The sequence below is a fragment of the Streptomyces sp. NPDC040622 genome (assembly GCF_055593965.1).
Window position 1 is genome coordinate 234,261 of sequence record NZ_JBVIXD010000002.1, and the last position, 19,681, is coordinate 253,941.

Genomic DNA, 19,681 nt, shown 5'->3' on the forward strand with positions numbered 1-19,681 from the left:
TCGAGTCGAACCGCAGGGCGGTCATCCCGAAAGGGGTGGCCGCCCTGCGGCGTTTCCGCCTGCCGGGAGGACGGTCAGCGGTTCAGCCGGAGGTGGGGCTCCAGCGCGCGCAGCCGCGTGCGGGTGTCCGGATGGCTGGAGAGGAGCCCGGCCAGCCTGCCCGGCTTTCCCACGCGGCGTCCCGCGGTGAGCGCCCGGGCGCGGTCGCTGTCCTCCTGGGCCTGCATCTGATGGAGCACCTCGGTCAGGGTCGGGGCGAAACCGAGGGCGGCGGCCTGCTGGTCGGCGCGGAGTTCGCTGCGGCGCCCGACGTGGGCGAGGAGGTAGGGCGCGGCGATCAGCGGGATCACGATGAACCACAGGGTGGCCGCCGCCGCGACGGCGAAGGCGCCGATGGCCAGGAAGATGACGCCGGTCGCGAGGACCGAGATGTGGCGCGCGACGAAGAGCGCGACGCGGGCGAACCAGCGGGCGATTCCCCAGACGATCCGTCCGGGCAGCGAGTACCAGTAGCCGAGCAGACCGGCCCAGGAGTGGCCGCCCGTGTGGTGGCCGAGCTCATGGGCGAGCACGGCGGCGAGCCTGCTGCTGGGGAGCTGGTTCAAGGAGTAGGTGGTCACGCCGACGACGTGGCCCGCCGCCGCCAGGGCGCTCAGCTCGTCGCTGTTCTCCACCAGCAGTTCGTACGTGTGCGGTTCGACGCCCGCGCGAGCGGTGACCTCGCGCCAGACGGGGTCGAGCCGTGCCCTCTCCTCGGCCAGGGGGTGACGCAGCCCGAGGACGTGGCGGGCGAAGGCCAGCTCCGTCGGGCGATGGAAGACGAGCGCGCCGGAGGCCAGCCAGGTGAGGACGATCAGCCAGCCGAGGGCGCCGAACAGCGCCAGCGCGAGCGAGCCGACCACGATCAGGCTCACGATGAACCCCGGTGCGTGGACCAGCAGACTGCCGACCGCGGTGGCGTCGGCGCCGCGCTGGTGTGCGGCCACGTGGACGCGGGAGCCGAGGTGGCGGTAGTCGAGGTCGTCGGTGGCCCGGTGGGGGAGCGACGGCGAGGCCTGCGGGGTGGTCTGGGGCGGCTGCGGGTACTGCGAGGGCGGAGCGGACTCAGGGGGCGCACTGGGCGCGCCCGCGGGGTACTGCGGGGTGCCCGGGTAGGGCGGCGGGGCCTGAGGCGGAATGGCGGCCGTGGGGTACTGCGGGGAGGCCGTGGGGTACTGCGGGGGGCGGGGATCGCCCGGGTACGGCGGTTCCGGGTAGGCGGGGCCGGGAGGGGACACGGTACGGGTTCCTTCGGCTCGTGGGGCGACGGGTGGGGATGTGCGGTGTGCGGTGCTGGGGCGTCAGCCGATGAGCAGAGCCACCGGGAGCAGCACCGTGCCGACGCAGAAGGCGATCAGGCCGGTGCGGATCCACTGGTGCTTGCGCGCGGCGATACGACTGGTCTCGGCCAGGGCCGAGGTGAGGCCGAGAGCGGGACAGCGTTCCGTCTCGGCGAGTGCGGCGGCCAACCGGCCCTCGCGTACGGCCTGTTGGATGTCCCCGAAGTACGACAGGGGCTGTCCCGCGGCCCCGGCACCGGTGCGGTACCGGGGCAGCACGGCCAGCAGCAGGGCGAACAGGGCGAGCGTGAGGGTCGCGATCCCCGCCCACCAGGTTGCTGTGCCGGCCGGGGACAGCGCGCTCGGCCGCCAGTCGCGACCCGCGAGCAGCCCGCTGAACATGCCCGCCGTCATCCCCAGCGCGCCCACCAGGACGCCGGCCTTGCTGTCGGCGCGGGCGATCTCGCCCCGCAGGTCGGTCAGCAGCCGTTCGGCGAGCTTGACCCCCGGGGCGTCGGGGCCGCCGGTGGAGGTGGTGCCGCTCGGGGCGGTCATGCGGACGAGGGGGCGCTCGGGTCTCCGGACGGTTGCGGCTGCCCGTACGGCTGGGGTGCGGGGGGCCGGTCGGTGGGCTCCGGCGGCTGCCCTGCCGGGCCGGCCGCGCCGAGCAGGGCGTCCTGCGGGCCCGGCTCGCTCGGCGCGGGGCCCGCGTCCTGCGCCGGGGGAGCGCTGCCCACGCCCTGCTGCCTGATGAGCTCGTTGAGCGCCCGCAGCGCGAACTTCGCGGACTCCGCCTTCTGGTAGTCCTCGAGCCCGTCGCCGCCGATCAGCTCCAACTGGCTCTGGATGAGCGAGAGCTGGTCCCTGCGGATGTTGCTCATCACCAGTTGGGTGTCGTCGGGGTGCTGGGCCAGGTGCAGGGCCCAGTCGCCGACTCCGCCGTGCTGCAGGTGGTACTGGTAGAAGGCGATCTTCTTCGCGACGAGCTCCTGCGCCTGCTGCTGCCGCAGCGCCTCCAGCTCGTGCTCCTGATGGGCCCGACGCAGCTGGAACTGGTGCTCGGGGTCGAGCATCTCGTTCTCGTAGCGCAGTTGCCGTTGCCGTTGGCGGTGGGCGATCGCCTCTTCGTCGAGCCGCAGCCGCACCAGGCAGGTCACCGTGACACCGATGCCCGCCGCGAAGCCCCCCGCCTCGACCGCCCGCTGGACGGCTGCCTCGGCGGTCGGACTGTCCTCGATCGCGAAGCGGCGGCTGACCGGCCGGGCGAACTGGTGCAGCTCGCGGGTGAGCCGGGTCGGTAGATCGCGCTCTCCGGATGCCACGCACCTGATCGGGTCGGTCACCCGCCAGGTCAGGTCGGCGGTGACCCCGAACGAGAACGCGTCGTCGTCGCTGGGGAGCTGAAGTTCGACCTGGACGGGGTGGCTGCCCAGGTCCACCTCGTACACCGAGACGTAGCGGCGGGTGGCCGCGTCCGTCCGGGTCGGCCGGTGGGGCGGCACGAAGACGTCGTACGTGCCGCCCGCCGTGGCGAAGACCAAGGCGTGGTCGATCGCGGTCACCGGCCTGCGCGCGGTGTAGTCGAAGCGTGAGATCGGCCGGACCGTGAGCACCGGGTCGATCAACCGGGTGTGCCGGTCGGCCTGCTGCTGCCACTCCGGCTGTCGGCGGATGTCCGCCATGGGTCAACTCCTCGATGGTTCGGGTGCGAGTCAGAGGGAGGGGGAGGGGGCTGCCGGACGGCTCACCGGGGGCGCCGGGTGCAGGACCTGGAGGAGCCGGTCGGCGATCTCGGGGCGCGGGCCGCCGTCCTCGGCGCGCAGGGTCCGCAGCAGGTGGTCGAGCCGGTCGCGGTCGGCGACCGTGCCGACCAGGGCGGGCAGGAGCCCGGCGAGGGCCCGTTCGGCGTCGGGGTGCCGCCCGGCGACGTACACCCAGGTCCGCATCGCCTCGAGTGCGGGCCGGGTGTGGGAGCGGTCGCCCAGCGCCGTCCGCCAGAGAGTGGCGAGGTCGCGGGCCCACTCCGTGTGGTGCGTGCCGGACTCGGCGTACCACTCGACCAGGCCGCCCTCCTCCGGGTTGTCGCAGGCGCGTACGAACGCGTCGAGCGCGAGGGAGCGGACCGCGGGGGTGTCCAGGTAGAGCAGTCGCACCAGCTCGGAGAGCATTTCGCCGCGGCTGCCCGCGGAGAGCAGCAGAGCCGTCGACTCGATGAGGTTGTCCCGCTCGGCCGCGCTGCTGCTCTCCGCACGGGCTCGTGTCGCCAGTGCGTCGAGGGCGGGCCCGGCCAGATCGGGCCGCAGCGGCGCGAGCAGCGCGAAGGCACGGATCGCGGTCCAGCGGCGCGCCCAGTGCGGGTCGGTGCACCACTGCGAGAGCAGCCGCAGGACCACCGGGGCGCCGGAGAGCTGGGCGAGGGTGAGTGCGTTCGCCGCGGTGACCCGGGGGCCGAAGGACGGCGAGGCCGCCCACGTGTCGATCAGGAGCGCCATGGTGGAGGGGAGATCCGCGTACGCCAGGAGCGCGGTCGCCGCCGCGGCGCGGGTCCGCACCAGGGGGCGTCCGTCGCGGGCCAGCTGCTTGAGCCAGTCGACGAGCGCGGGGCGGGCCGAGGGGTGCCCCGTCCATACCTCGGTGAGCAGGGCCTTCGGGGTGCGTTCCTCGCTGAAGCGCGCCAGGTACTGGGGTACGGGGCCCCACTCGGTCGGCTCGTGCCGTTCCTCACCCACGGCACGCGCCAGGTCGAGACGGTCGGCCGCCGCGGGCCCGAACACCGGGATCTCCGGGGGCTGTTCGGGATGCTGGAGGCGCTGGAAGTGCACGAAGAGTCTGTCGGCGAGTTCGGCGGCCAGGACGTAGGGCGCCTGGTCGAAGACGGCGAGCGAGATCAGGAACGCCTTGTCCCGCAGGGTCAGCGCCGGGTCGCTCAGCCAGGTCCGGCACTGCTTCTCCACGGCGGCGACACCGAAGTCCACGAGTCGTCCGAGCGCCTGCTCTGACCCGTCGTACCCGGCGAGGCGCTCGGCGAAGTCCGCGACCTCGGCCGGCCGCCGCCGTCCGGTGCCCAGGAAATCCACCACGGGGCCGAGCGTGAGCAGCCGCTCGACGGTGGCGGCCTCCTGGTGGTGCAGGGCGGACAGGTGCGCGCGCAGGACCTGGGCCGGGTCCGGCGTCTCCCAGACGGCAGGGACGGCGCCCAGCAGGTGGGGGGAGTTCTCGACGGTGATCACCAGATGGCCGCCGGAACTCTTGAGCTGGTCGCGGGCGGCGTACAGATGGGTGTCCCGCAGCGGCTTGTTCCGGCTGAGCACCATGTCGCGGAGCACATGGCCATCCCCGTGCGTGAGCTGCGCGGCCAGCGCGCCCGGGCTGGTCTCGGGCTGCAGGGCCCGCACAGTGGCGCTGCCCGCGCCGCGCAGGAGCATCAGTGCGGCCGCGGCGCGCCCGGTGGCATGGGCCCCCGAGAGCACCAGGACCCGGTCCTCGCGCAACCGCCGGAGCGCCGCCGCGAAAGCGGGTCCCTCGACGAAGACACCGGCGAGCCGGTCGAGCCGCTCGCGAGGGACCTCGCCGGAGGCGTACGCGGGGCCGGCCGCCCCGTACTGGTGGATCTCGGTCTTGCCACCCATGACGACGTCCCGGCCTACGGACCCGCCGGACACCCCGTGCTGGGCGCCGCCGACCAGCGAGCCCCCGAAGGAGGAAGCCGCGCCGATGATGAACTCCGGCGCGTGCGCGAAGAGTTCGCGCTGGGCGGCACGCGCCTCCTGCGTCTGCTCCTCGGGTTCCCGGGGCTCGGCGGGGCGCGGGTCCTGGGGAGGTACGGCCCCCGGGGGAGCCGGCGACGGAGGGTTCACGCGGAGTCACCCCGCCCCGGTCCCGCGGGTGTGCCGGGTACGCCTGATGCACCGCCCAGATACACGTCGCCCTTGACGGTCCCGCCGGACACCCCGTGCTGGTCGCCGCCCACGAGGCTGCCGCCGAAGCTGGGGGAGCCGCCGTGGAAGGTGAAGACCGCACCCGCGGACCCGGGAGGAGTCCCCCGCCCCGGCGCCGGACGGTCCCCCGAGCCGCCGCCCGGCGCCGGGGTTTCCCCCGCTCCACAGTGGTCATCGGTCAGGGCCGCACCCGGCACGGGCCCGTGCAGCCATGCCTCCAGCGGGCCGTTCTTGCTGTCGACGGTGACGGCGTGGAAGCCGTCGGACGGGACGCCCGGCCGGTCGTGCCGCACGACACCCGCGTACACGCCCTGCGAGACGCAGAGCGCGAAGTCGTCGGCGCGTTCCCGCAGCGCCGCACGCAGGACGTCGGCGTCGAGCAGCCGGCAGGCGTGGTTGAGGTCGGAGCCGACCCATCCGTTCAGCTCGTCCACCGCCACGTATCCCGTCGCGACCACGGCCCGCAGCCTGATCTGCGCGGAGCGCGATGCCATCCGGTTGACCGCGCGCAGCTGGGCCGGCACCTCACCGAGGAGAGCGCGCAGCAGGGCGTGCACCGAGGCGTTGGCGTCGATCAGCTCCATCACCGAGTCGCCGCGGTCGGCGCGCAGCCGCAGGGTTTCGTCGATCCGGGCGCTCTCCAGCGCACGGTCGGTGATGTCGTACAACATGCGTCGCAGATACGCCTGTTCGACGTCGTCGCGGTCGCTGTACTTCTCGATGTCGAGCAGCAGGATCGTGCGGCTCACGGGGTCGGTCATGTTCGCCCTTCGCTCGGGGAGTCGTGCCGACCTGAAGCGTGCCGACGACGGGCTCCCCGCGGTGAGGGCGGATGACGCACTCGAAGTGTGACCGTGTGCACAGAGTCGCTTTGGGGAAGCGGGTGGTGGCCCTCGGTCACCAGTGCTCGGGGCGTTCGGCGCGCGCGATGCGCCGCAGTACGTCGGGTCGCATGATCACGAGGGCCCGCCGCCCGGTGGAGACCGCCTCCCGGTCGCGCAATTCCTTGAGCAGCCGCTGCACCATCTCCCGGGACGCCCCGACGGACCCGGCGAGCTCCTGCTTGCTCAGTGGCACGGCGAGCTCGATGCCTTCGGCCGTGCGGCGCCCGTGGGTGCGGGCGAGGTCGAGCAGCAGTGCGGCGAACCGTTCCTTGACGCTCATGGACGCGAACTCCAGGCGGCGCCGGTCGGCGGCCCGGGTGCGGTCGGAGGTCAGGGCCAGCAGGGCGAAGGAGGCGGCGGGGGAGCGGCCGAGGAAGTCCGTGAACCGTTCGTGTTCCACGGCCACGGCGCGCACGGCCTCCAGGGCGGTCACCGTCGCCGAGCGCGGCCGTCCGGTCAGTGCGGCGGACTCTCCGATGATGTCGCCGGGGCCGCGCAGGGCGAGGAGCGCCTCGTACCCGTTGGCGGCCGCGGCGGTCACCTTGTTCCAGCCGTACAGGATGAGCAGGACGTGCGACGAGGGTTCGTTCTGGTGCAGGAGCCTGATGCGGGGAGCGAAGTCCAGCTCGTGGCCGAGCCCGAGCAGGGCGGAGCGTTCCTCGCTCTCCAGGCGGGCGAGGAAGGGGACGCGGTCGTCCAGACCGCCGTCCCCGGGTAAGTGCGCCACCGTCATGGGTCCCCCGATCGTCCAGCGGACCGATCAAGCTACTGAAGACGAGTGCGCCATGAACATGGAAGGGTGGGAATCGGCCCTCGGAGGGGCTGCGAAAGTGGTCCGAGAAGTCCGGCGTGTCGGGGTGGCCTGCATTTGTTTTGACCGAACCCGATGAGGTAGGTACGCTCAGACCTTGTGCCTGGGGTGTGCCTGGGCTCGCGCGCGTGTCTTCAGCCGCATCGCGAGTCCGAGAACGGCCACCGTAATCTGCGCCCCTTTCCGCCTTGCGGCGGGAGTCTGCAGCATTCGACACACCCGACCGCGTGGGTCGGCGATGTTCCGGGTTAGCTTTACCTATTCGGCACACAGAAACCGGAGAAGTAGTGCCTACGATCCAGCAGCTGGTCCGTAAGGGCCGGCAGGACAAGGTCGAGAAGAACAAGACGCCCGCACTCGAGGGTTCGCCCCAGCGCCGTGGCGTCTGCACGCGTGTGTTCACGACCACCCCGAAGAAGCCGAACTCGGCCCTCCGTAAGGTCGCGCGTGTGCGTCTGACCTCCGGGATCGAGGTCACGGCCTACATTCCGGGTGAGGGACACAACCTGCAGGAGCACTCCATCGTGCTCGTGCGTGGTGGCCGTGTGAAGGACCTGCCTGGTGTTCGTTACAAGATCATCCGCGGTTCCCTCGACACCCAGGGTGTCAAGAACCGCAAGCAGGCCCGCAGCCGCTACGGCGCCAAGAAGGAGAAGTAAGAATGCCTCGTAAGGGCCCCGCCCCGAAGCGCCCGGTCATCATCGACCCGGTCTACGGTTCTCCTCTGGTGACCTCCCTCATCAACAAGGTGCTGCTGAACGGCAAGCGCTCCACCGCCGAGCGCATCGTGTACGGCGCCATGGAGGGCCTGCGCGAGAAGACCGGCAACGACCCGGTCATCACGCTGAAGCGCGCGCTCGAGAACATCAAGCCGACCCTCGAGGTCAAGTCCCGCCGTGTCGGTGGCGCGACCTACCAGGTCCCGATCGAGGTCAAGCCGGGCCGAGCGAACACGCTCGCCCTGCGCTGGCTGGTCGGTTACTCCCGCGCCCGTCGCGAGAAGACCATGACCGAGCGTCTGCTCAACGAGCTCCTCGACGCCTCCAACGGCCTCGGTGCCGCTGTGAAGAAGCGTGAGGACACCCACAAGATGGCCGAGTCCAACAAGGCCTTCGCGCACTACCGCTGGTAGTCGCTACCCCCATCGAGACCGAGAGAAGACTGAGCCGATATGGCTACCACTTCACTTGACCTGGCCAAGGTGCGCAACATCGGCATCATGGCCCACATCGACGCGGGCAAGACGACGACCACCGAGCGGATCCTGTTCTACACCGGTGTGTCGTACAAGATCGGTGAGGTGCACGACGGCGCCGCGACGATGGACTGGATGGAGCAGGAGCAGGAGCGTGGCATCACGATCACCTCTGCTGCCACCACCTGTCACTGGCCGCTGAACGACGTCGACCACACCATCAACATCATCGACACCCCGGGCCACGTCGACTTCACCGTCGAGGTGGAGCGTTCGCTCCGCGTGCTCGACGGTGCCGTGACGGTGTTCGACGGCGTCGCCGGTGTTGAGCCCCAGTCCGAGACCGTGTGGCGTCAGGCGGACCGCTACGGCGTCCCGCGCATCTGCTTCGTCAACAAGCTCGACCGCACCGGTGCCGAGTTCCACCGTTGTGTCGACATGATCGTCGACCGCCTCGGTGCGACCCCGATCGTCATGCAGCTGCCCATCGGCGCGGAGGCTGACTTCAAGGGCGTCGTCGACCTCGTCACGATGAAGGCCTTCGTCTGGTCCGCAGAGACCAAGATGGGCGAGGCCTACGACATCGTCGACATCCCGGACACGCACACCGAGGCTGCCGAGGAGTACCGCGGCAAGCTGCTCGAGGCCGTGGCCGAGAACGACGAGCAGATGATGGAGCTGTACCTCGAGGGCCAGGAGCCCACCGAGGAGCAGCTGTACGCGGCGATCCGTCGTGTCACCATCGCCTCGGGCAAGGGCGGCGACACCACCGTCACCCCCGTCTTCTGCGGCACCGCGTTCAAGAACAAGGGCGTTCAGCCCCTGCTCGACGCCGTCGTGCGCTACCTGCCGTCCCCCCTGGACGTCGAGGCCATCGAGGGCCACGACGTCAAGGACCCGGAGACGGTCGTCAAGCGCAAGCCGTCCGACGAGGAGCCCCTGTCGGCGCTCGCGTTCAAGATCGCGAGCGACCCGCACCTGGGCAAGCTCACCTTCGTCCGGATCTACTCCGGTCGCCTGGAGGCCGGCACCGCGGTGCTGAACTCCGTCAAGGGCAAGAAGGAGCGCATCGGCAAGATCTACCGCATGCACGCGAACAAGCGTGAGGAGATCGCGTCGGTGGGCGCCGGTGACATCGTCGCCGTCATGGGTCTGAAGCAGACCACCACGGGTGAGACGCTCTGTGACGACAAGCAGCCGGTGATCCTGGAGTCCATGGACTTCCCGGCGCCGGTCATCCAGGTCGCCATCGAGCCGAAGTCCAAGGGTGACCAGGAGAAGCTGGGTGTAGCCATCCAGCGTCTCTCGGAGGAGGACCCCTCCTTCCAGGTCCACTCGGACGAGGAGACCGGCCAGACCATCATCGGTGGTATGGGCGAGCTTCACCTCGAGGTGCTCGTCGACCGCATGAAGCGCGAATTCCGCGTCGAGGCGAACGTCGGCAAGCCGCAGGTCGCGTACCGCGAGACGATCCGCAAGACCGTCGAGCGCGTGGACTACACCCACAAGAAGCAGACCGGTGGTACCGGTCAGTTCGCCAAGGTGCAGATCGCGATCGAGCCCATCACGGACGGCGACGCGTCGTACGAGTTCGTGAACAAGGTCACCGGTGGCCGCATCCCGCGGGAGTACATCCCGTCGGTGGACGCCGGTGCGCAGGAGGCCATGCAGTTCGGCATCCTGGCCGGCTACGAGATGACTGGCGTCCGCGTCATCCTTCTCGACGGTGCGTACCACGAGGTCGACTCTTCGGAGCTCGCCTTCAAGATCGCCGGCTCCCAGGCCTTCAAGGAGGCCGCGCGCAAGGCCAGCCCTGTGCTGCTCGAGCCGATGATGGCCGTCGAGGTCACCACGCCCGAGGACTACATGGGCGATGTCATCGGTGACATCAACTCCCGCCGTGGCCAGATCCAGGCCATGGAGGAGCGCAGCGGCGCTCGCGTCGTGAAGGGCCTCGTGCCCCTCTCGGAGATGTTCGGCTACGTCGGAGACCTCCGCAGCAAGACGTCGGGTCGCGCAAGCTACTCAATGCAGTTCGACTCCTACGCCGAGGTTCCGCGGAACGTCGCCGAGGAGATCATCGCGAAGGCCAAGGGCGAGTAACTCACCCGAGTTCACGCTTTAGGCTTGACACCATCCGCCGGGGTTCGACCCCGCAGGGCAAGAACCCCGGTGGCTGGCTTCCCAGCAAAGATCACCTGGCGCCGATGAAGCAAGGCGTACAGAACCACTCCGCAGGAGGATTCAGTGGCGAAGGCAAAGTTCGAGCGGACTAAGCCGCACGTCAACATCGGCACCATCGGTCACATTGACCACGGTAAGACGACCCTCACGGCCGCCATTACCAAGGTGCTGCACGACGCGTACCCCGACCTGAACGAGGCCTCGGCCTTCGACCAGATCGACAAGGCTCCCGAGGAGCGCCAGCGCGGTATCACGATCTCGATCGCGCACGTCGAGTACCAGACCGAGGACCGTCACTACGCGCACGTCGACTGCCCCGGTCACGCGGACTACATCAAGAACATGATCACGGGTGCCGCGCAGATGGACGGCGCCATCCTCGTGGTCGCCGCCACCGACGGCCCGATGCCGCAGACCAAGGAGCACGTGCTCCTGGCCCGCCAGGTCGGCGTTCCGTACATCGTCGTCGCCCTGAACAAGGCCGACATGGTGGACGACGAGGAGATCCTGGAGCTCGTCGAGCTCGAGGTCCGTGAGCTCCTCTCCGAGTACGAGTTCCCGGGCGACGACCTGCCGGTCGTCAAGGTCTCGGCGCTCAAGGCGCTCGAGGGCGACAAGGAGTGGGGTGAGTCCGTCCTCAACCTGATGAAGGCGGTCGACGAGAACATCCCGCAGCCCGAGCGTGACGTCGACAAGCCGTTCCTGATGCCGATCGAGGACGTCTTCACGATCACCGGTCGTGGCACCGTCGTCACCGGTCGTATCGAGCGCGGCATCCTCAAGGTCAACGAGACCGTTGACATCGTGGGCATCAAGCACGAGAAGACCACCACCACGGTCACCGGCATCGAGATGTTCCGCAAGCTGCTCGACGAGGGCCAGGCCGGTGAGAACGTCGGTCTGCTCCTCCGTGGCATCAAGCGCGAGGACGTCGAGCGCGGCCAGGTCATCATCAAGCCCGGTTCGGTCACGCCGCACACCGAGTTCGAGGCCCAGGCCTACATCCTGTCGAAGGACGAGGGTGGCCGTCACACCCCCTTCTTCAACAACTACCGCCCGCAGTTCTACTTCCGCACCACCGACGTGACCGGCGTCGTGACCCTCCCCGAGGGCACCGAGATGGTCATGCCGGGCGACAACACTGAGATGACCGTTGAGCTCATCCAGCCCGTCGCGATGGAAGAGGGCCTGAAGTTCGCCATCCGTGAGGGTGGCCGGACCGTCGGCGCCGGCCAGGTCACCAAGATCAACAAGTAAGCTCGCTTGCTTGAAGATCGGGGAGACCCGGTCGCTCTGAACTGAGCGCAGCGAAGAGCCCCGTCCACCTCCGGGTGGGCGGGGCTCTTTGCGTACGGCTCTTTGTGTACGCGATCTTGGCCGTGGCAGCTTGACAGTTCGTCCCGATTGGCCTTCGGCATGCCCCGTATGGCACACTGTTCAGGTTGCTCGGTTGAGTGCCGATGCTGCGCGCCTCCCGCCGGGAGGACCGGAAGCGAGTCCCACAGTACTCGTCGCCCCATCTGTCGAAGGGTCCGCAAGGATCCACTGGCAGCGCTGTGGCGGACGTACGGGAATCTTTCGGGAAGTGCAGTGCGGTGGCTCGGCCAGGCGCCCGGTGGGTTTCTTCCCCCGGACCCGCGGTCATTCAGGGCCGCAGCCCCTAGCAGGGAAATCCTTCGGGAGATCTGTGTGAGCGGGACTGCGACACGCCCGACCGCGTGGGTCGGAGGAAGTAGAAAAAAGGGCCTCCCGGGAGCCAGAGCGTTCGAGACGAAGGACTACTAAGTAGCCATGGCGGGACAGAAGATCCGCATCCGGCTCAAGGCCTACGACCACGAGGTCATCGACTCCTCGGCGAAGAAGATCGTCGAGACGGTGACGCGTACTGGTGCGTCGGTCGCGGGCCCGGTGCCGCTGCCCACTGAGAAGAACGTGTACTGCGTCATCAAGTCGCCGCACAAGTACAAGGACTCGCGCGAGCACTTCGAGATGCGCACGCACAAGCGCCTGATCGACATCCTCGACCCGACCCCCAAGACCGTTGACTCGCTGATGCGCCTGGACCTTCCGGCCGGCGTTGACATCGAGATCAAGCTCTGAAGGGCGCGAAGAAGATGACCAAGCAGATCAAGGGCATCCTGGGCGAGAAGCTCGGCATGACCCAGGTCTGGGACGAGAACAACCGCATCGTCCCGGTGACCGTGGTCAAGGCCGGACCCTGCGTCGTTACCCAGGTCCGCACGAATGACAGCGACGGCTACGAGTCGGTCCAGATCGCCTTCGGCGAGATCGACCCGCGCAAGGTGAACAAGCCCCTCAAGGGCCACTTCGCCAAGGCCGACGTGACCCCCCGTCGCCACCTCGTCGAGATCCGTACCGCTGGTGCCAGCGAGTACACCCTCGGCCAGGAGCTGACTGCCGAGACGTTCGAGGCCGGTATCAAGGTCGACGTCACCGGTAAGAGCAAGGGCAAGGGCTTCGCCGGTGTGATGAAGCGTCACAACTTCGCCGGTGGCAAGGCCTCCCACGGTGCCCACCGCGTGCACCGCAAGCCCGGCTCCATCGGTGGCTGCGCCACGCCCGGCCGTGTCTTCAAGGGCCAGCGCATGGCCGGTCGCATGGGCAACGAGCGGGTCACCACCCAGAACCTGACCGTCCACGCCGTTGACGCGGAGAAGGGCCTGCTCCTCATCAAGGGCGCGGTTCCTGGTCCGAACGGCGGCCTCGTCCTGGTCCGTACCGCGGCCAAGGGGGCCTGAGGTAACCCATGAGCACCATTGACATCCTTTCGCCGGCAGGCGACAAGACCGGGACGGTCGAGCTCCCCGCGGAGATCTTCGACGTCGAGAAGATCAGCATTCCGCTGATCCACCAGGTCGTCGTCGCCCAGCTGGCCGCTGCCCGTCAGGGCACGCACAAGACCAAGCGTCGTGGCGAAGTCCGCGGTGGCGGCAAGAAGCCGTACCGCCAGAAGGGCACCGGCCGCGCGCGCCAGGGTTCGACCCGTGCGCCGCAGTTCGCCGGCGGTGGCGTCGTCCACGGCCCGCAGCCGCGCGACTACTCGCAGCGGACCCCGAAGAAGATGAAGGCCGCGGCCCTGCGCCACGCCCTCACCGACCGGGCCCGCAACGCTCGTATCCACGTTGTCACCAACGTGGTCGAGGGCGACATCTCCACGAAGGCCGCGAAGACGCTGCTCGGCAAGGTCAGCGAGCGCAAGAACGTGCTCCTGGTCATCGACCGCGCGGACGAGACTTCGCTGCTCTCCGCCCGCAACCTGCCCCAGGTGCACATCCTGGAGCCGGGCCAGCTGAACACGTACGACGTGCTCGTCTCGGACGACGTGGTCTTCACCAAGGCCGCGTTCGAGTCCTTCGTGTCTGGCCCCAAGGCCGATGAGACCGAAGGGAGCGAAGCCTGATGGCTATTCGTCACCAGAGCATCGCGTCCAAGGCTGCGAAGGCCGCGAAGGCCGCGCGCGTCGCCAAGGCGAAGCGCATCGCGACCGAGGGCAAGATCGCCGTTGAGCCCACCCCGCTGAGCAAGTCCTTCTCGGACCCGCGCGACGTCCTCGTCAAGCCGGTCGTCTCCGAGAAGTCGTACGCGCTGCTCGACGAGGGCAAGTACACGTTCATCGTGGCCCCGGGCGCCAACAAGACCCAGATCAAGCAGGCCGTCGAGGCGGTCTTCTCGGTCAAGGTCACCGGCGTCAACACGATCAACCGTCAGGGCAAGCGGAAGCGTACGCGCACCGGGTTCGGCAAGCGTGCCGACACCAAGCGCGCCATCGTGACCCTTGCTGAGGGCGACCGTATCGACATCTTCGGCCAGGCCTCCTAACGGAGTGCCCTGGTCCGAATATCGGACGAGGACTGAGAAATGGGAATCCGCAAGTACAAGCCGACTACGCCGGGCCGTCGTGGCTCCAGCGTCGCCGACTTCGTCGAGGTAACGCGGTCCACGCCGGAGAAGTCGCTGGTTCGCCCGCTGCACAGCAAGGGCGGCCGTAACAACGCCGGTCGGATCACCGTTCGTCACCAGGGTGGCGGACACAAGCGCGCCTACCGCGTGATCGACTTCCGTCGTCACGACAAGGACGGCGTGCCGGCCAAGGTCGCGCACATCGAGTACGACCCCAACCGCACCGCGCGCATCGCGCTGCTGCACTACGCGGACGGCGAGAAGCGCTACATCCTCGCCCCGCGCGGCACGCAGCAGGGTGACCGGATTGAGAGCGGCGCCGGCGCCGACATCAAGCCCGGCAACAACATGGCGCTGCGCAACATCCCGGTCGGTACGACCATCCACGCCATCGAGCTGCGGCCCGGCGGCGGCGCGAAGTTCGCCCGCTCCGCGGGTGCCTCCGTGCAGCTGCTCGCGAAGGAAGGCGCCATGGCGCACCTTCGCATGCCGTCCGGCGAGATCCGTCTCGTGGACGTCCGCTGCCGCGCCACCATCGGCGAGGTCGGCAATGCCGAGCAGTCGAACATCAACTGGGGCAAGGCCGGCCGTATGCGCTGGAAGGGCGTCCGCCCGACCGTGCGTGGTGTCGTGATGAACCCGGTCGACCACCCGCACGGTGGTGGTGAAGGCAAGACTTCCGGTGGTCGTCACCCGGTCTCGCCGTGGGGTCAGAAGGAGGGTCGTACTCGTGATCGCAACAAGGCGAGCAACAAGTACATCGTCCGTCGCCGCAAGTCGAACAAGAAGCGCTAGGAGCGGGTTTAGATGCCGCGCAGTCTCAAGAAGGGGCCCTTCGTTGACGACCACCTCGTAAAGAAGGTGGACGTCCAGAACGAAGCCGGCACCAAGAACGTCATCAAGACCTGGTCCCGTCGCTCGATGATCGTCCCCAGCATGCTGGGTCACACGATCGCGGTGCACAACGGCAAGACCCACATCCCGGTGTTCGTCACCGAGTCGATGGTCGGCCACAAGCTCGGCGAGTTCTCGCCGACTCGCACCTTCCGCGGCCACGTCAAGGACGACCGGAAGTCGAAGCGCCGCTAGCGCGGGGTGGAAACGACTATGACTAACACCGAAGGGACAACCATGGAAGCCAGGGCCCAGGCGCGGTACATCCGCGTCACGCCCATGAAGGCCCGCCGCGTGGTGGACCTCATCCGTGGCATGGATGCCACGGAGGCTCAGGCGGTCCTGCGTTTCGCCCCGCAGGCCGCGAGCGTGCCGGTCGGCAAGGTGCTGGACAGCGCCATTGCCAACGCCGCGCACAACTACGACCACTCTGACGCCTCTTCGCTGGTCATCAGCGAGGCGTACGTGGATGAGGGCCCGACCCTGAAGCGGTTCCGTCCGCGTGCCCAGGGCCGTGCCTACCGGATCCGTAAGCGGACCAGCCACATCACCGTGGTCGTCAGCAGCAAGGAAGGAACCCGGTAATGGGCCAGAAGGTAAACCCGCACGGGTTCCGGCTCGGTGTCACGACCGACTTCAAGTCGCGTTGGTACGCCGACAAGCTGTACAAGGACTACGTCAAGGAAGACGTCGCCATCCGTCGGATGATGACGTCCGGCATGGAGCGCGCCGGCATCTCGAAGGTGGAGATCGAGCGCACCCGTGACCGCGTGCGTGTGGACATCCACACCGCTCGTCCCGGCATCGTCATCGGCCGCCGTGGCGCCGAGGCCGACCGCATCCGCGGTGACCTCGAGAAGCTCACGGGCAAGCAGGTCCAGCTGAACATCCTCGAGGTCAAGAACCCCGAGGTCGACGCTCAGCTCGTGGCCCAGGCCGTCGCGGAGCAGCTGTCCTCCCGCGTCTCCTTCCGTCGCGCCATGCGTAAGAGCATGCAGTCGGCGATGAAGGCGGGCGCCAAGGGCATCAAGATCCAGTGTGGCGGTCGTCTCGGCGGCGCCGAGATGTCCCGCTCGGAGTTCTACCGCGAGGGCCGCGTGCCCCTGCACACGCTCCGCGCGAACGTCGACTACGGCTTCTTCGAGGCCAAGACGACCTTCGGCCGCATCGGCGTGAAGGTCTGGATCTACAAGGGCGACGTCAAGAACATCGCCGAGGTCCGTGCCGAGAACGCCGCGGCCCGTGCGGGTAACCGCCCGGCCCGTGGTGGCGGCAACGACCGCCCGGCCCGTGGTGGCCGTGGTGGCGAGCGTGGCGGCCGCGGCCGCAAGCCGCAGCAGCAGTCCGCGCCGGCTGCCGAGGCCCCCAAGGCCGACGCTCCCGCCGCCGCTGCCGCTCCGGCTGAGAGCACCGGAACGGAGGCCTGACCGAAATGCTGATCCCCCGTAGGGTCAAGCACCGCAAGCAGCACCACCCGAAGCGCCGTGGTCAGGCCAAGGGCGGTACGACGGTTGCGTTCGGCGAGTACGGCATTCAGGCCCTCACGCCGGCGTACGTGACCAACCGCCAGATCGAGGCGGCTCGTATCGCGATGACCCGCCACATCAAGCGTGGCGGCAAGGTCTGGATCAACATCTACCCGGACCGCCCCCTCACCAAGAAGCCTGCCGAGACCCGCATGGGTTCCGGTAAGGGTTCCCCCGAGTGGTGGGTCGCGAACGTTCACCCGGGACGGGTGATGTTCGAGCTGTCCTACCCGAACGAGAAGATTGCTCGTGAGGCGCTCACCCGCGCTGCTCACAAGCTTCCGATGAAGTGCCGCATCGTCCGGCGCGAGGCAGGTGAGTCGTGATGTCGGCCGGTACCAAGGCGTCCGAGCTGCGCGAGCTGGGCAACGAGGAGCTTGTCAACAAGCTTCGCGAGGCCAAGGAAGAGCTGTTCAACCTCCGCTTCCAGGCGGCGACGGGCCAGCTCGAGAACCACGGCCGGCTCAAGGCCGTCCGTAAGGACATCGCGCGGATCTACACCCTGATGCGTGAGCGCGAGCTGGGCATCGAGACGGTGGAGAGCGCCTGATGAGCGAGAGCAACGTGACTGAGACGAAGACCGACCGCGGTTTCCGCAAGACCCGCCAGGGCCTGGTCGTCAGCGACAAGATGGACAAGACCGTCGTCGTCGCTGTCGAGGACCGCGTGACCCACGCGCTGTACGGCAAGGTCATCCGTCGTACGAACAAGCTCAAGGCGCACGACGAGCAGAACGCTGCCGGCGTCGGCGACCGCGTCCTCCTGATGGAGACGCGTCCGCTGTCGGCGACCAAGCGCTGGCGCATCGTCGAGATCCTCGAGAAGGCCAAGTAATTTCCGAGGGGGTTTCCCCTCGGATCAGTTCCGCCAGGCTCGGTGGGGTCGTGTCCCGTAAGGGACGCGCCCCCGCCGGGAACCGGCAGACAAACAGGAGATAGACGTGATCCAGCAGGAGTCGCGACTTCGCGTCGCCGACAACACGGGTGCGAAGGAAATTCTCACCATTCGTGTTCTCGGTGGCTCGGGTCGCCGCTACGCGGGCATCGGTGACGTCATCGTCGCCACCGTCAAGGACGCGATCCCCGGTGGCAACGTGAAGAAGGGTGACGTCGTCAAGGCGGTCATCGTTCGCACCGTCAAGGAGCGCCGCCGTCCGGACGGCTCGTACATCCGCTTCGACGAGAACGCCGCCGTCATTCTGAAGAACGACGGCGACCCTCGCGGCACCCGTATCTTCGGCCCCGTCGGCCGTGAGCTGCGCGAGAAGAAGTTCATGAAGATCATCTCGCTCGCGCCGGAGGTGCTGTAAGCATGAAGATCAAGAAGGGCGACCTGGTCCAGGTCATCACCGGTAAGGACAAGGGCAAGCAGGGCAAGGTCATTGCCGCTTACCCGCGCGACGAGCGCGTCCTGGTCGAGGGTGTCAACCGGGTCAAGAAGCACACGAAGGCCGGCCCGACCGCCAGCGGCTCCCAGGCCGGCGGCATCGTGACCACCGAGGCCCCCGTCCACGTCTCCAACGTCCAGCTGGTCGTGGAGAAGGACGGCAACAAGGTTGTCACGCGCGTCGGTTACCGCTTCGACGACGAGGGCAACAAGATCCGCGTTGCCAAGCGGACGGGTGAGGACATCTGATGACGACCACCACCACTCCGCGTCTCAAGACGAAGTACCGCGAGGAGATCACGGGCAAGCTGCGTGAGGAGTTCTCGTACGAGAACGTCATGCAGATCCCCGGCCTGGTCAAGATCGTGGTGAACATGGGTGTCGGCGACGCCGCCCGTGACTCGAAGCTGATCGACGGCGCCATCCGCGACCTCACCACGATCACCGGTCAGAAGCCGGCCGTGACGAAGGCCCGGAAGTCCATCGCGCAGTTCAAGCTGCGCGAGGGCCAGCCGATCGGCTGCCACGTCACGCTCCGTGGCGACCGCATGTGGGAGTTCCTGGACCGCACCCTGTCGCTCGCGCTCCCGCGCATCCGCGACTTCCGTGGTCTGTCCCCCAAGCAGTTCGACGGCCGTGGCAACTACACCTTCGGTCTCACCGAGCAGGTCATGTTCCACGAGATCGACCAGGACAAGATCGACCGCGTCCGGGGTATGGACATCACCGTGGTCACCACGGCGACCAACGACGCCGAAGGCCGTGCCCTTCTCCGTCACCTCGGCTTCCCCTTCAAGGAGGCGTAAGCGAGATGGCGAAGAAGGCTCTGATTGCCAAGGCTGCTCGTAAGCCCAAGTTCGGTGTGCGTGCGTACACCCGCTGCCAGCGCTGCGGCCGCCCGCACTCCGTGTACCGCAAGTTCGGCCTGTGCCGCGTGTGCCTTCGTGAGATGGCTCACCGTGGCGAGCTGCCGGGCGTGACCAAGAGCTCCTGGTAGTCCCCGCTTTCAGGGACTGTCTGGATCTCTCGGTAAGTAAAGGGTTGGCAGAGGCCCTCCTCCACATGGCTTAGGCTAGGAGGGTTGGGCGTCTGCCGCCCTGACCGACTTACTACGCCGTAGGTCCCCGCGCCGCACCCGTCCCGCCTCTGAGTGGGGAGAGGGATGGCGCAGATAGGAAACCACGGCGAGAGAGGCCGAAGGCCAATTCATGACCATGACTGATCCGATCGCGGACATGCTGACTCGTCTGCGTAACGCGAACTCGGCGTACCACGACACCGTGGCTATGCCGCACAGCAAGATCAAGTCTCACATCGCGGAGATCCTCCAGCAGGAGGGCTTCATCACGGGCTGGAAGGTCGAGGACGCCGAGGTTGGCAAGAACCTCGTTCTCGAGCTGAAGTTCGGCCCGAACCGTGAGCGCTCCATCGCGGGCATCAAGCGGATCTCCAAGCCCGGTCTCCGGGTTTACGCGAAGTCCACCAACCTGCCGAAGGTCCTCGGCGGCCTCGGCGTGGCGATCATCTCCACGTCGCACGGTCTCCTGACCGGCCAGCAGGCAGGCAAGAAGGGCGTAGGTGGGGAAGTCCTCGCCTACGTCTGGTAGTCGGGAACGGAGGAAT

Annotated in this window: 26 protein-coding genes; 20 read left to right on the forward strand and 6 right to left on the reverse strand. The window is 68.2% G+C overall.

All coding sequences use genetic code 11. The features are described from left to right. Positions 1-74: 74 nt before the first annotated feature. The 6 genes from ACZ592_RS05445 to ACZ592_RS05470 form a co-directional block, all read right to left on the reverse strand. Positions 75-1,277 (reverse strand): M48 family metalloprotease, encoded by a 1,203-nt coding sequence (locus ACZ592_RS05445; RefSeq protein WP_471580201.1) that lies wholly within the window; start codon positions 1,275-1,277, stop codon positions 75-77. Positions 1,278-1,340: 63 nt separating this feature from the next. After that, positions 1,341-1,874: a Pycsar system effector family protein gene (locus tag ACZ592_RS05450; RefSeq protein WP_471580202.1), complete on the reverse strand. Its 534-nt coding sequence runs from the start codon at positions 1,872-1,874 to the stop codon at positions 1,341-1,343. Next, the gene (locus ACZ592_RS05455; RefSeq protein ID WP_471580203.1) at positions 1,871-3,001 is read right to left on the reverse strand and encodes a PE-PGRS family protein; all 1,131 of its coding nucleotides are present in this window, start codon (positions 2,999-3,001) and stop codon (positions 1,871-1,873) included. Before ACZ592_RS05455 ends, ACZ592_RS05450 begins: the two co-directional genes overlap by 4 nt. A 30-nt stretch (positions 3,002-3,031) precedes the next feature. Continuing rightward, a complete protein-coding gene (locus ACZ592_RS05460; protein ID WP_471580204.1) occupies positions 3,032-5,176 on the reverse strand; it encodes a hypothetical protein in 2,145 nt (714 codons plus the stop codon). After that, complete coding sequence (locus tag ACZ592_RS05465; protein WP_471580205.1) at positions 5,173-6,018, reverse strand: hypothetical protein; 846 nt, start codon at positions 6,016-6,018, stop codon at positions 5,173-5,175. The genes ACZ592_RS05460 and ACZ592_RS05465 overlap by 4 nt, the downstream gene beginning before the upstream one ends. Before the next feature lie 136 nt (positions 6,019-6,154). Next, on the reverse strand, positions 6,155-6,868 hold the full coding sequence (locus ACZ592_RS05470) for a Crp/Fnr family transcriptional regulator (protein ID WP_471580206.1): 714 nt from the start codon (positions 6,866-6,868) through the stop codon (positions 6,155-6,157). Between the two features lie 371 nt (positions 6,869-7,239). Between ACZ592_RS05470 and rpsL the strand changes: the two genes are divergently transcribed. The 20 genes from rpsL to rpsH all read left to right on the forward strand — a co-directional run bounded on the left by rpsL (position 7,240) and on the right by rpsH (position 19,665). Next, complete coding sequence (rpsL, locus tag ACZ592_RS05475; protein WP_003948652.1) at positions 7,240-7,611, forward strand: 30S ribosomal protein S12; 372 nt, start codon at positions 7,240-7,242, stop codon at positions 7,609-7,611. A 2-nt stretch (positions 7,612-7,613) separates the two neighbouring features. Continuing rightward, positions 7,614-8,084, forward strand: coding sequence for a 30S ribosomal protein S7 (rpsG, locus tag ACZ592_RS05480; protein WP_003974303.1), 471 nt, complete (start codon positions 7,614-7,616; stop codon positions 8,082-8,084). A 39-nt stretch (positions 8,085-8,123) separates the two neighbouring features. Continuing rightward, positions 8,124-10,250: an elongation factor G gene (gene fusA / locus ACZ592_RS05485; RefSeq protein ID WP_471580207.1), complete on the forward strand. Its 2,127-nt coding sequence runs from the start codon at positions 8,124-8,126 to the stop codon at positions 10,248-10,250. 144 nt (positions 10,251-10,394) lie between these two features. Continuing rightward, entirely contained in the window at positions 10,395-11,588 is a 1,194-nt protein-coding gene (gene tuf, locus ACZ592_RS05490; protein WP_471580208.1) for an elongation factor Tu, read from the forward strand. 534 nt (positions 11,589-12,122) lie between these two features. Next, positions 12,123-12,431: a 30S ribosomal protein S10 gene (gene rpsJ / locus ACZ592_RS05495; protein ID WP_003948644.1), complete on the forward strand. Its 309-nt coding sequence runs from the start codon at positions 12,123-12,125 to the stop codon at positions 12,429-12,431. A 14-nt stretch (positions 12,432-12,445) separates the two neighbouring features. Beyond that, the gene (gene rplC / locus ACZ592_RS05500; protein WP_055553489.1) at positions 12,446-13,090 is read left to right on the forward strand and encodes a 50S ribosomal protein L3; all 645 of its coding nucleotides are present in this window, start codon (positions 12,446-12,448) and stop codon (positions 13,088-13,090) included. Positions 13,091-13,098: 8 nt separating this feature from the next. Beyond that, positions 13,099-13,752: a 50S ribosomal protein L4 gene (gene rplD, locus ACZ592_RS05505; protein WP_356251647.1), complete on the forward strand. Its 654-nt coding sequence runs from the start codon at positions 13,099-13,101 to the stop codon at positions 13,750-13,752. Continuing rightward, a complete protein-coding gene (gene rplW, locus ACZ592_RS05510) occupies positions 13,752-14,171 on the forward strand; it encodes a 50S ribosomal protein L23 (protein ID WP_055564827.1) in 420 nt (139 codons plus the stop codon). The genes rplD and rplW overlap by 1 nt, the downstream gene beginning before the upstream one ends. A 39-nt stretch (positions 14,172-14,210) precedes the next feature. Next, positions 14,211-15,047 carry a 50S ribosomal protein L2 gene (rplB, locus tag ACZ592_RS05515; RefSeq protein ID WP_471580209.1) on the forward strand — a complete coding sequence of 279 codons (837 nt, stop codon included), beginning with the start codon at positions 14,211-14,213 and terminating at the stop codon, positions 15,045-15,047. A gap of 12 nt (positions 15,048-15,059) precedes the next feature. Beyond that, complete coding sequence (rpsS, locus tag ACZ592_RS05520) at positions 15,060-15,341, forward strand: 30S ribosomal protein S19 (RefSeq protein WP_447037978.1); 282 nt, start codon at positions 15,060-15,062, stop codon at positions 15,339-15,341. 42 nt (positions 15,342-15,383) lie between these two features. Then, positions 15,384-15,731: a 50S ribosomal protein L22 gene (gene rplV, locus ACZ592_RS05525; RefSeq protein WP_016645177.1), complete on the forward strand. Its 348-nt coding sequence runs from the start codon at positions 15,384-15,386 to the stop codon at positions 15,729-15,731. After that, positions 15,731-16,573, forward strand: a complete 843-nt coding sequence (gene rpsC / locus ACZ592_RS05530; RefSeq protein WP_125514476.1) for a 30S ribosomal protein S3 — start codon at positions 15,731-15,733, stop codon at positions 16,571-16,573. Before rplV ends, rpsC begins: the two co-directional genes overlap by 1 nt. Before the next feature lie 5 nt (positions 16,574-16,578). Beyond that, positions 16,579-16,998, forward strand: a complete 420-nt coding sequence (gene rplP / locus ACZ592_RS05535) for a 50S ribosomal protein L16 (RefSeq protein WP_030782563.1) — start codon at positions 16,579-16,581, stop codon at positions 16,996-16,998. Then, positions 16,998-17,222, forward strand: coding sequence for a 50S ribosomal protein L29 (rpmC, locus tag ACZ592_RS05540; protein WP_006347226.1), 225 nt, complete (start codon positions 16,998-17,000; stop codon positions 17,220-17,222). Before rplP ends, rpmC begins: the two co-directional genes overlap by 1 nt. Then, positions 17,222-17,506 (forward strand): 30S ribosomal protein S17, encoded by a 285-nt coding sequence (gene rpsQ / locus ACZ592_RS05545; RefSeq protein ID WP_055553502.1) that lies wholly within the window; start codon positions 17,222-17,224, stop codon positions 17,504-17,506. Before rpmC ends, rpsQ begins: the two co-directional genes overlap by 1 nt. 106 nt (positions 17,507-17,612) lie before the next feature. Beyond that, the gene (rplN, locus tag ACZ592_RS05550; RefSeq protein ID WP_003974257.1) at positions 17,613-17,981 is read left to right on the forward strand and encodes a 50S ribosomal protein L14; all 369 of its coding nucleotides are present in this window, start codon (positions 17,613-17,615) and stop codon (positions 17,979-17,981) included. A gap of 2 nt (positions 17,982-17,983) precedes the next feature. After that, complete coding sequence (gene rplX, locus ACZ592_RS05555; RefSeq protein ID WP_016645174.1) at positions 17,984-18,307, forward strand: 50S ribosomal protein L24; 324 nt, start codon at positions 17,984-17,986, stop codon at positions 18,305-18,307. Next, positions 18,307-18,864, forward strand: a complete 558-nt coding sequence (rplE, locus tag ACZ592_RS05560; RefSeq protein WP_055564831.1) for a 50S ribosomal protein L5 — start codon at positions 18,307-18,309, stop codon at positions 18,862-18,864. Before rplX ends, rplE begins: the two co-directional genes overlap by 1 nt. Positions 18,865-18,869: 5 nt before the next feature. Next, on the forward strand, positions 18,870-19,055 hold the full coding sequence (locus ACZ592_RS05565) for a type Z 30S ribosomal protein S14 (protein ID WP_003956452.1): 186 nt from the start codon (positions 18,870-18,872) through the stop codon (positions 19,053-19,055). A gap of 211 nt (positions 19,056-19,266) precedes the next feature. After that, positions 19,267-19,665: a 30S ribosomal protein S8 gene (gene rpsH / locus ACZ592_RS05570; RefSeq protein ID WP_018528360.1), complete on the forward strand. Its 399-nt coding sequence runs from the start codon at positions 19,267-19,269 to the stop codon at positions 19,663-19,665. Positions 19,666-19,681 lie beyond the last annotated feature (16 nt).

Bases quoted from the DNA above. Each gene is read 5' to 3' on its own strand.
- ACZ592_RS05450 (WP_471580202.1), bottom strand. From the start codon at position 1,874: ATGACCGCCCCGAGCGGCACCACCTCCACCGGCGGCCCCGACGCCCCG.
- ACZ592_RS05455 (WP_471580203.1), bottom strand. From the start codon at position 3,001: ATGGCGGACATCCGCCGACAGCCGGAGTGGCAGCAGCAGGCCGACCGG.
- ACZ592_RS05465 (WP_471580205.1), bottom strand. From the start codon at position 6,018: ATGACCGACCCCGTGAGCCGCACGATCCTGCTGCTCGACATCGAGAAG.
- rpsG (WP_003974303.1), top strand. From the start codon at position 7,614: ATGCCTCGTAAGGGCCCCGCCCCGAAGCGCCCGGTCATCATCGACCCG.
- fusA (WP_471580207.1), top strand. From the start codon at position 8,124: ATGGCTACCACTTCACTTGACCTGGCCAAGGTGCGCAACATCGGCATC.
- rpsJ (WP_003948644.1), top strand. From the start codon at position 12,123: ATGGCGGGACAGAAGATCCGCATCCGGCTCAAGGCCTACGACCACGAG.
- rplC (WP_055553489.1), top strand. From the start codon at position 12,446: ATGACCAAGCAGATCAAGGGCATCCTGGGCGAGAAGCTCGGCATGACC.
- rplD (WP_356251647.1), top strand. From the start codon at position 13,099: ATGAGCACCATTGACATCCTTTCGCCGGCAGGCGACAAGACCGGGACG.
- rplW (WP_055564827.1), top strand. From the start codon at position 13,752: ATGGCTATTCGTCACCAGAGCATCGCGTCCAAGGCTGCGAAGGCCGCG.
- rplB (WP_471580209.1), top strand. From the start codon at position 14,211: ATGGGAATCCGCAAGTACAAGCCGACTACGCCGGGCCGTCGTGGCTCC.
- rpsS (WP_447037978.1), top strand. From the start codon at position 15,060: ATGCCGCGCAGTCTCAAGAAGGGGCCCTTCGTTGACGACCACCTCGTA.
- rplV (WP_016645177.1), top strand. From the start codon at position 15,384: ATGGAAGCCAGGGCCCAGGCGCGGTACATCCGCGTCACGCCCATGAAG.
- rpsC (WP_125514476.1), top strand. From the start codon at position 15,731: ATGGGCCAGAAGGTAAACCCGCACGGGTTCCGGCTCGGTGTCACGACC.
- rplP (WP_030782563.1), top strand. From the start codon at position 16,579: ATGCTGATCCCCCGTAGGGTCAAGCACCGCAAGCAGCACCACCCGAAG.
- rpmC (WP_006347226.1), top strand. From the start codon at position 16,998: ATGTCGGCCGGTACCAAGGCGTCCGAGCTGCGCGAGCTGGGCAACGAG.
- rpsQ (WP_055553502.1), top strand. From the start codon at position 17,222: ATGAGCGAGAGCAACGTGACTGAGACGAAGACCGACCGCGGTTTCCGC.
- rplX (WP_016645174.1), top strand. From the start codon at position 17,984: ATGAAGATCAAGAAGGGCGACCTGGTCCAGGTCATCACCGGTAAGGAC.
- rplE (WP_055564831.1), top strand. From the start codon at position 18,307: ATGACGACCACCACCACTCCGCGTCTCAAGACGAAGTACCGCGAGGAG.
- ACZ592_RS05565 (WP_003956452.1), top strand. From the start codon at position 18,870: ATGGCGAAGAAGGCTCTGATTGCCAAGGCTGCTCGTAAGCCCAAGTTC.
- rpsH (WP_018528360.1), top strand. From the start codon at position 19,267: ATGACCATGACTGATCCGATCGCGGACATGCTGACTCGTCTGCGTAAC.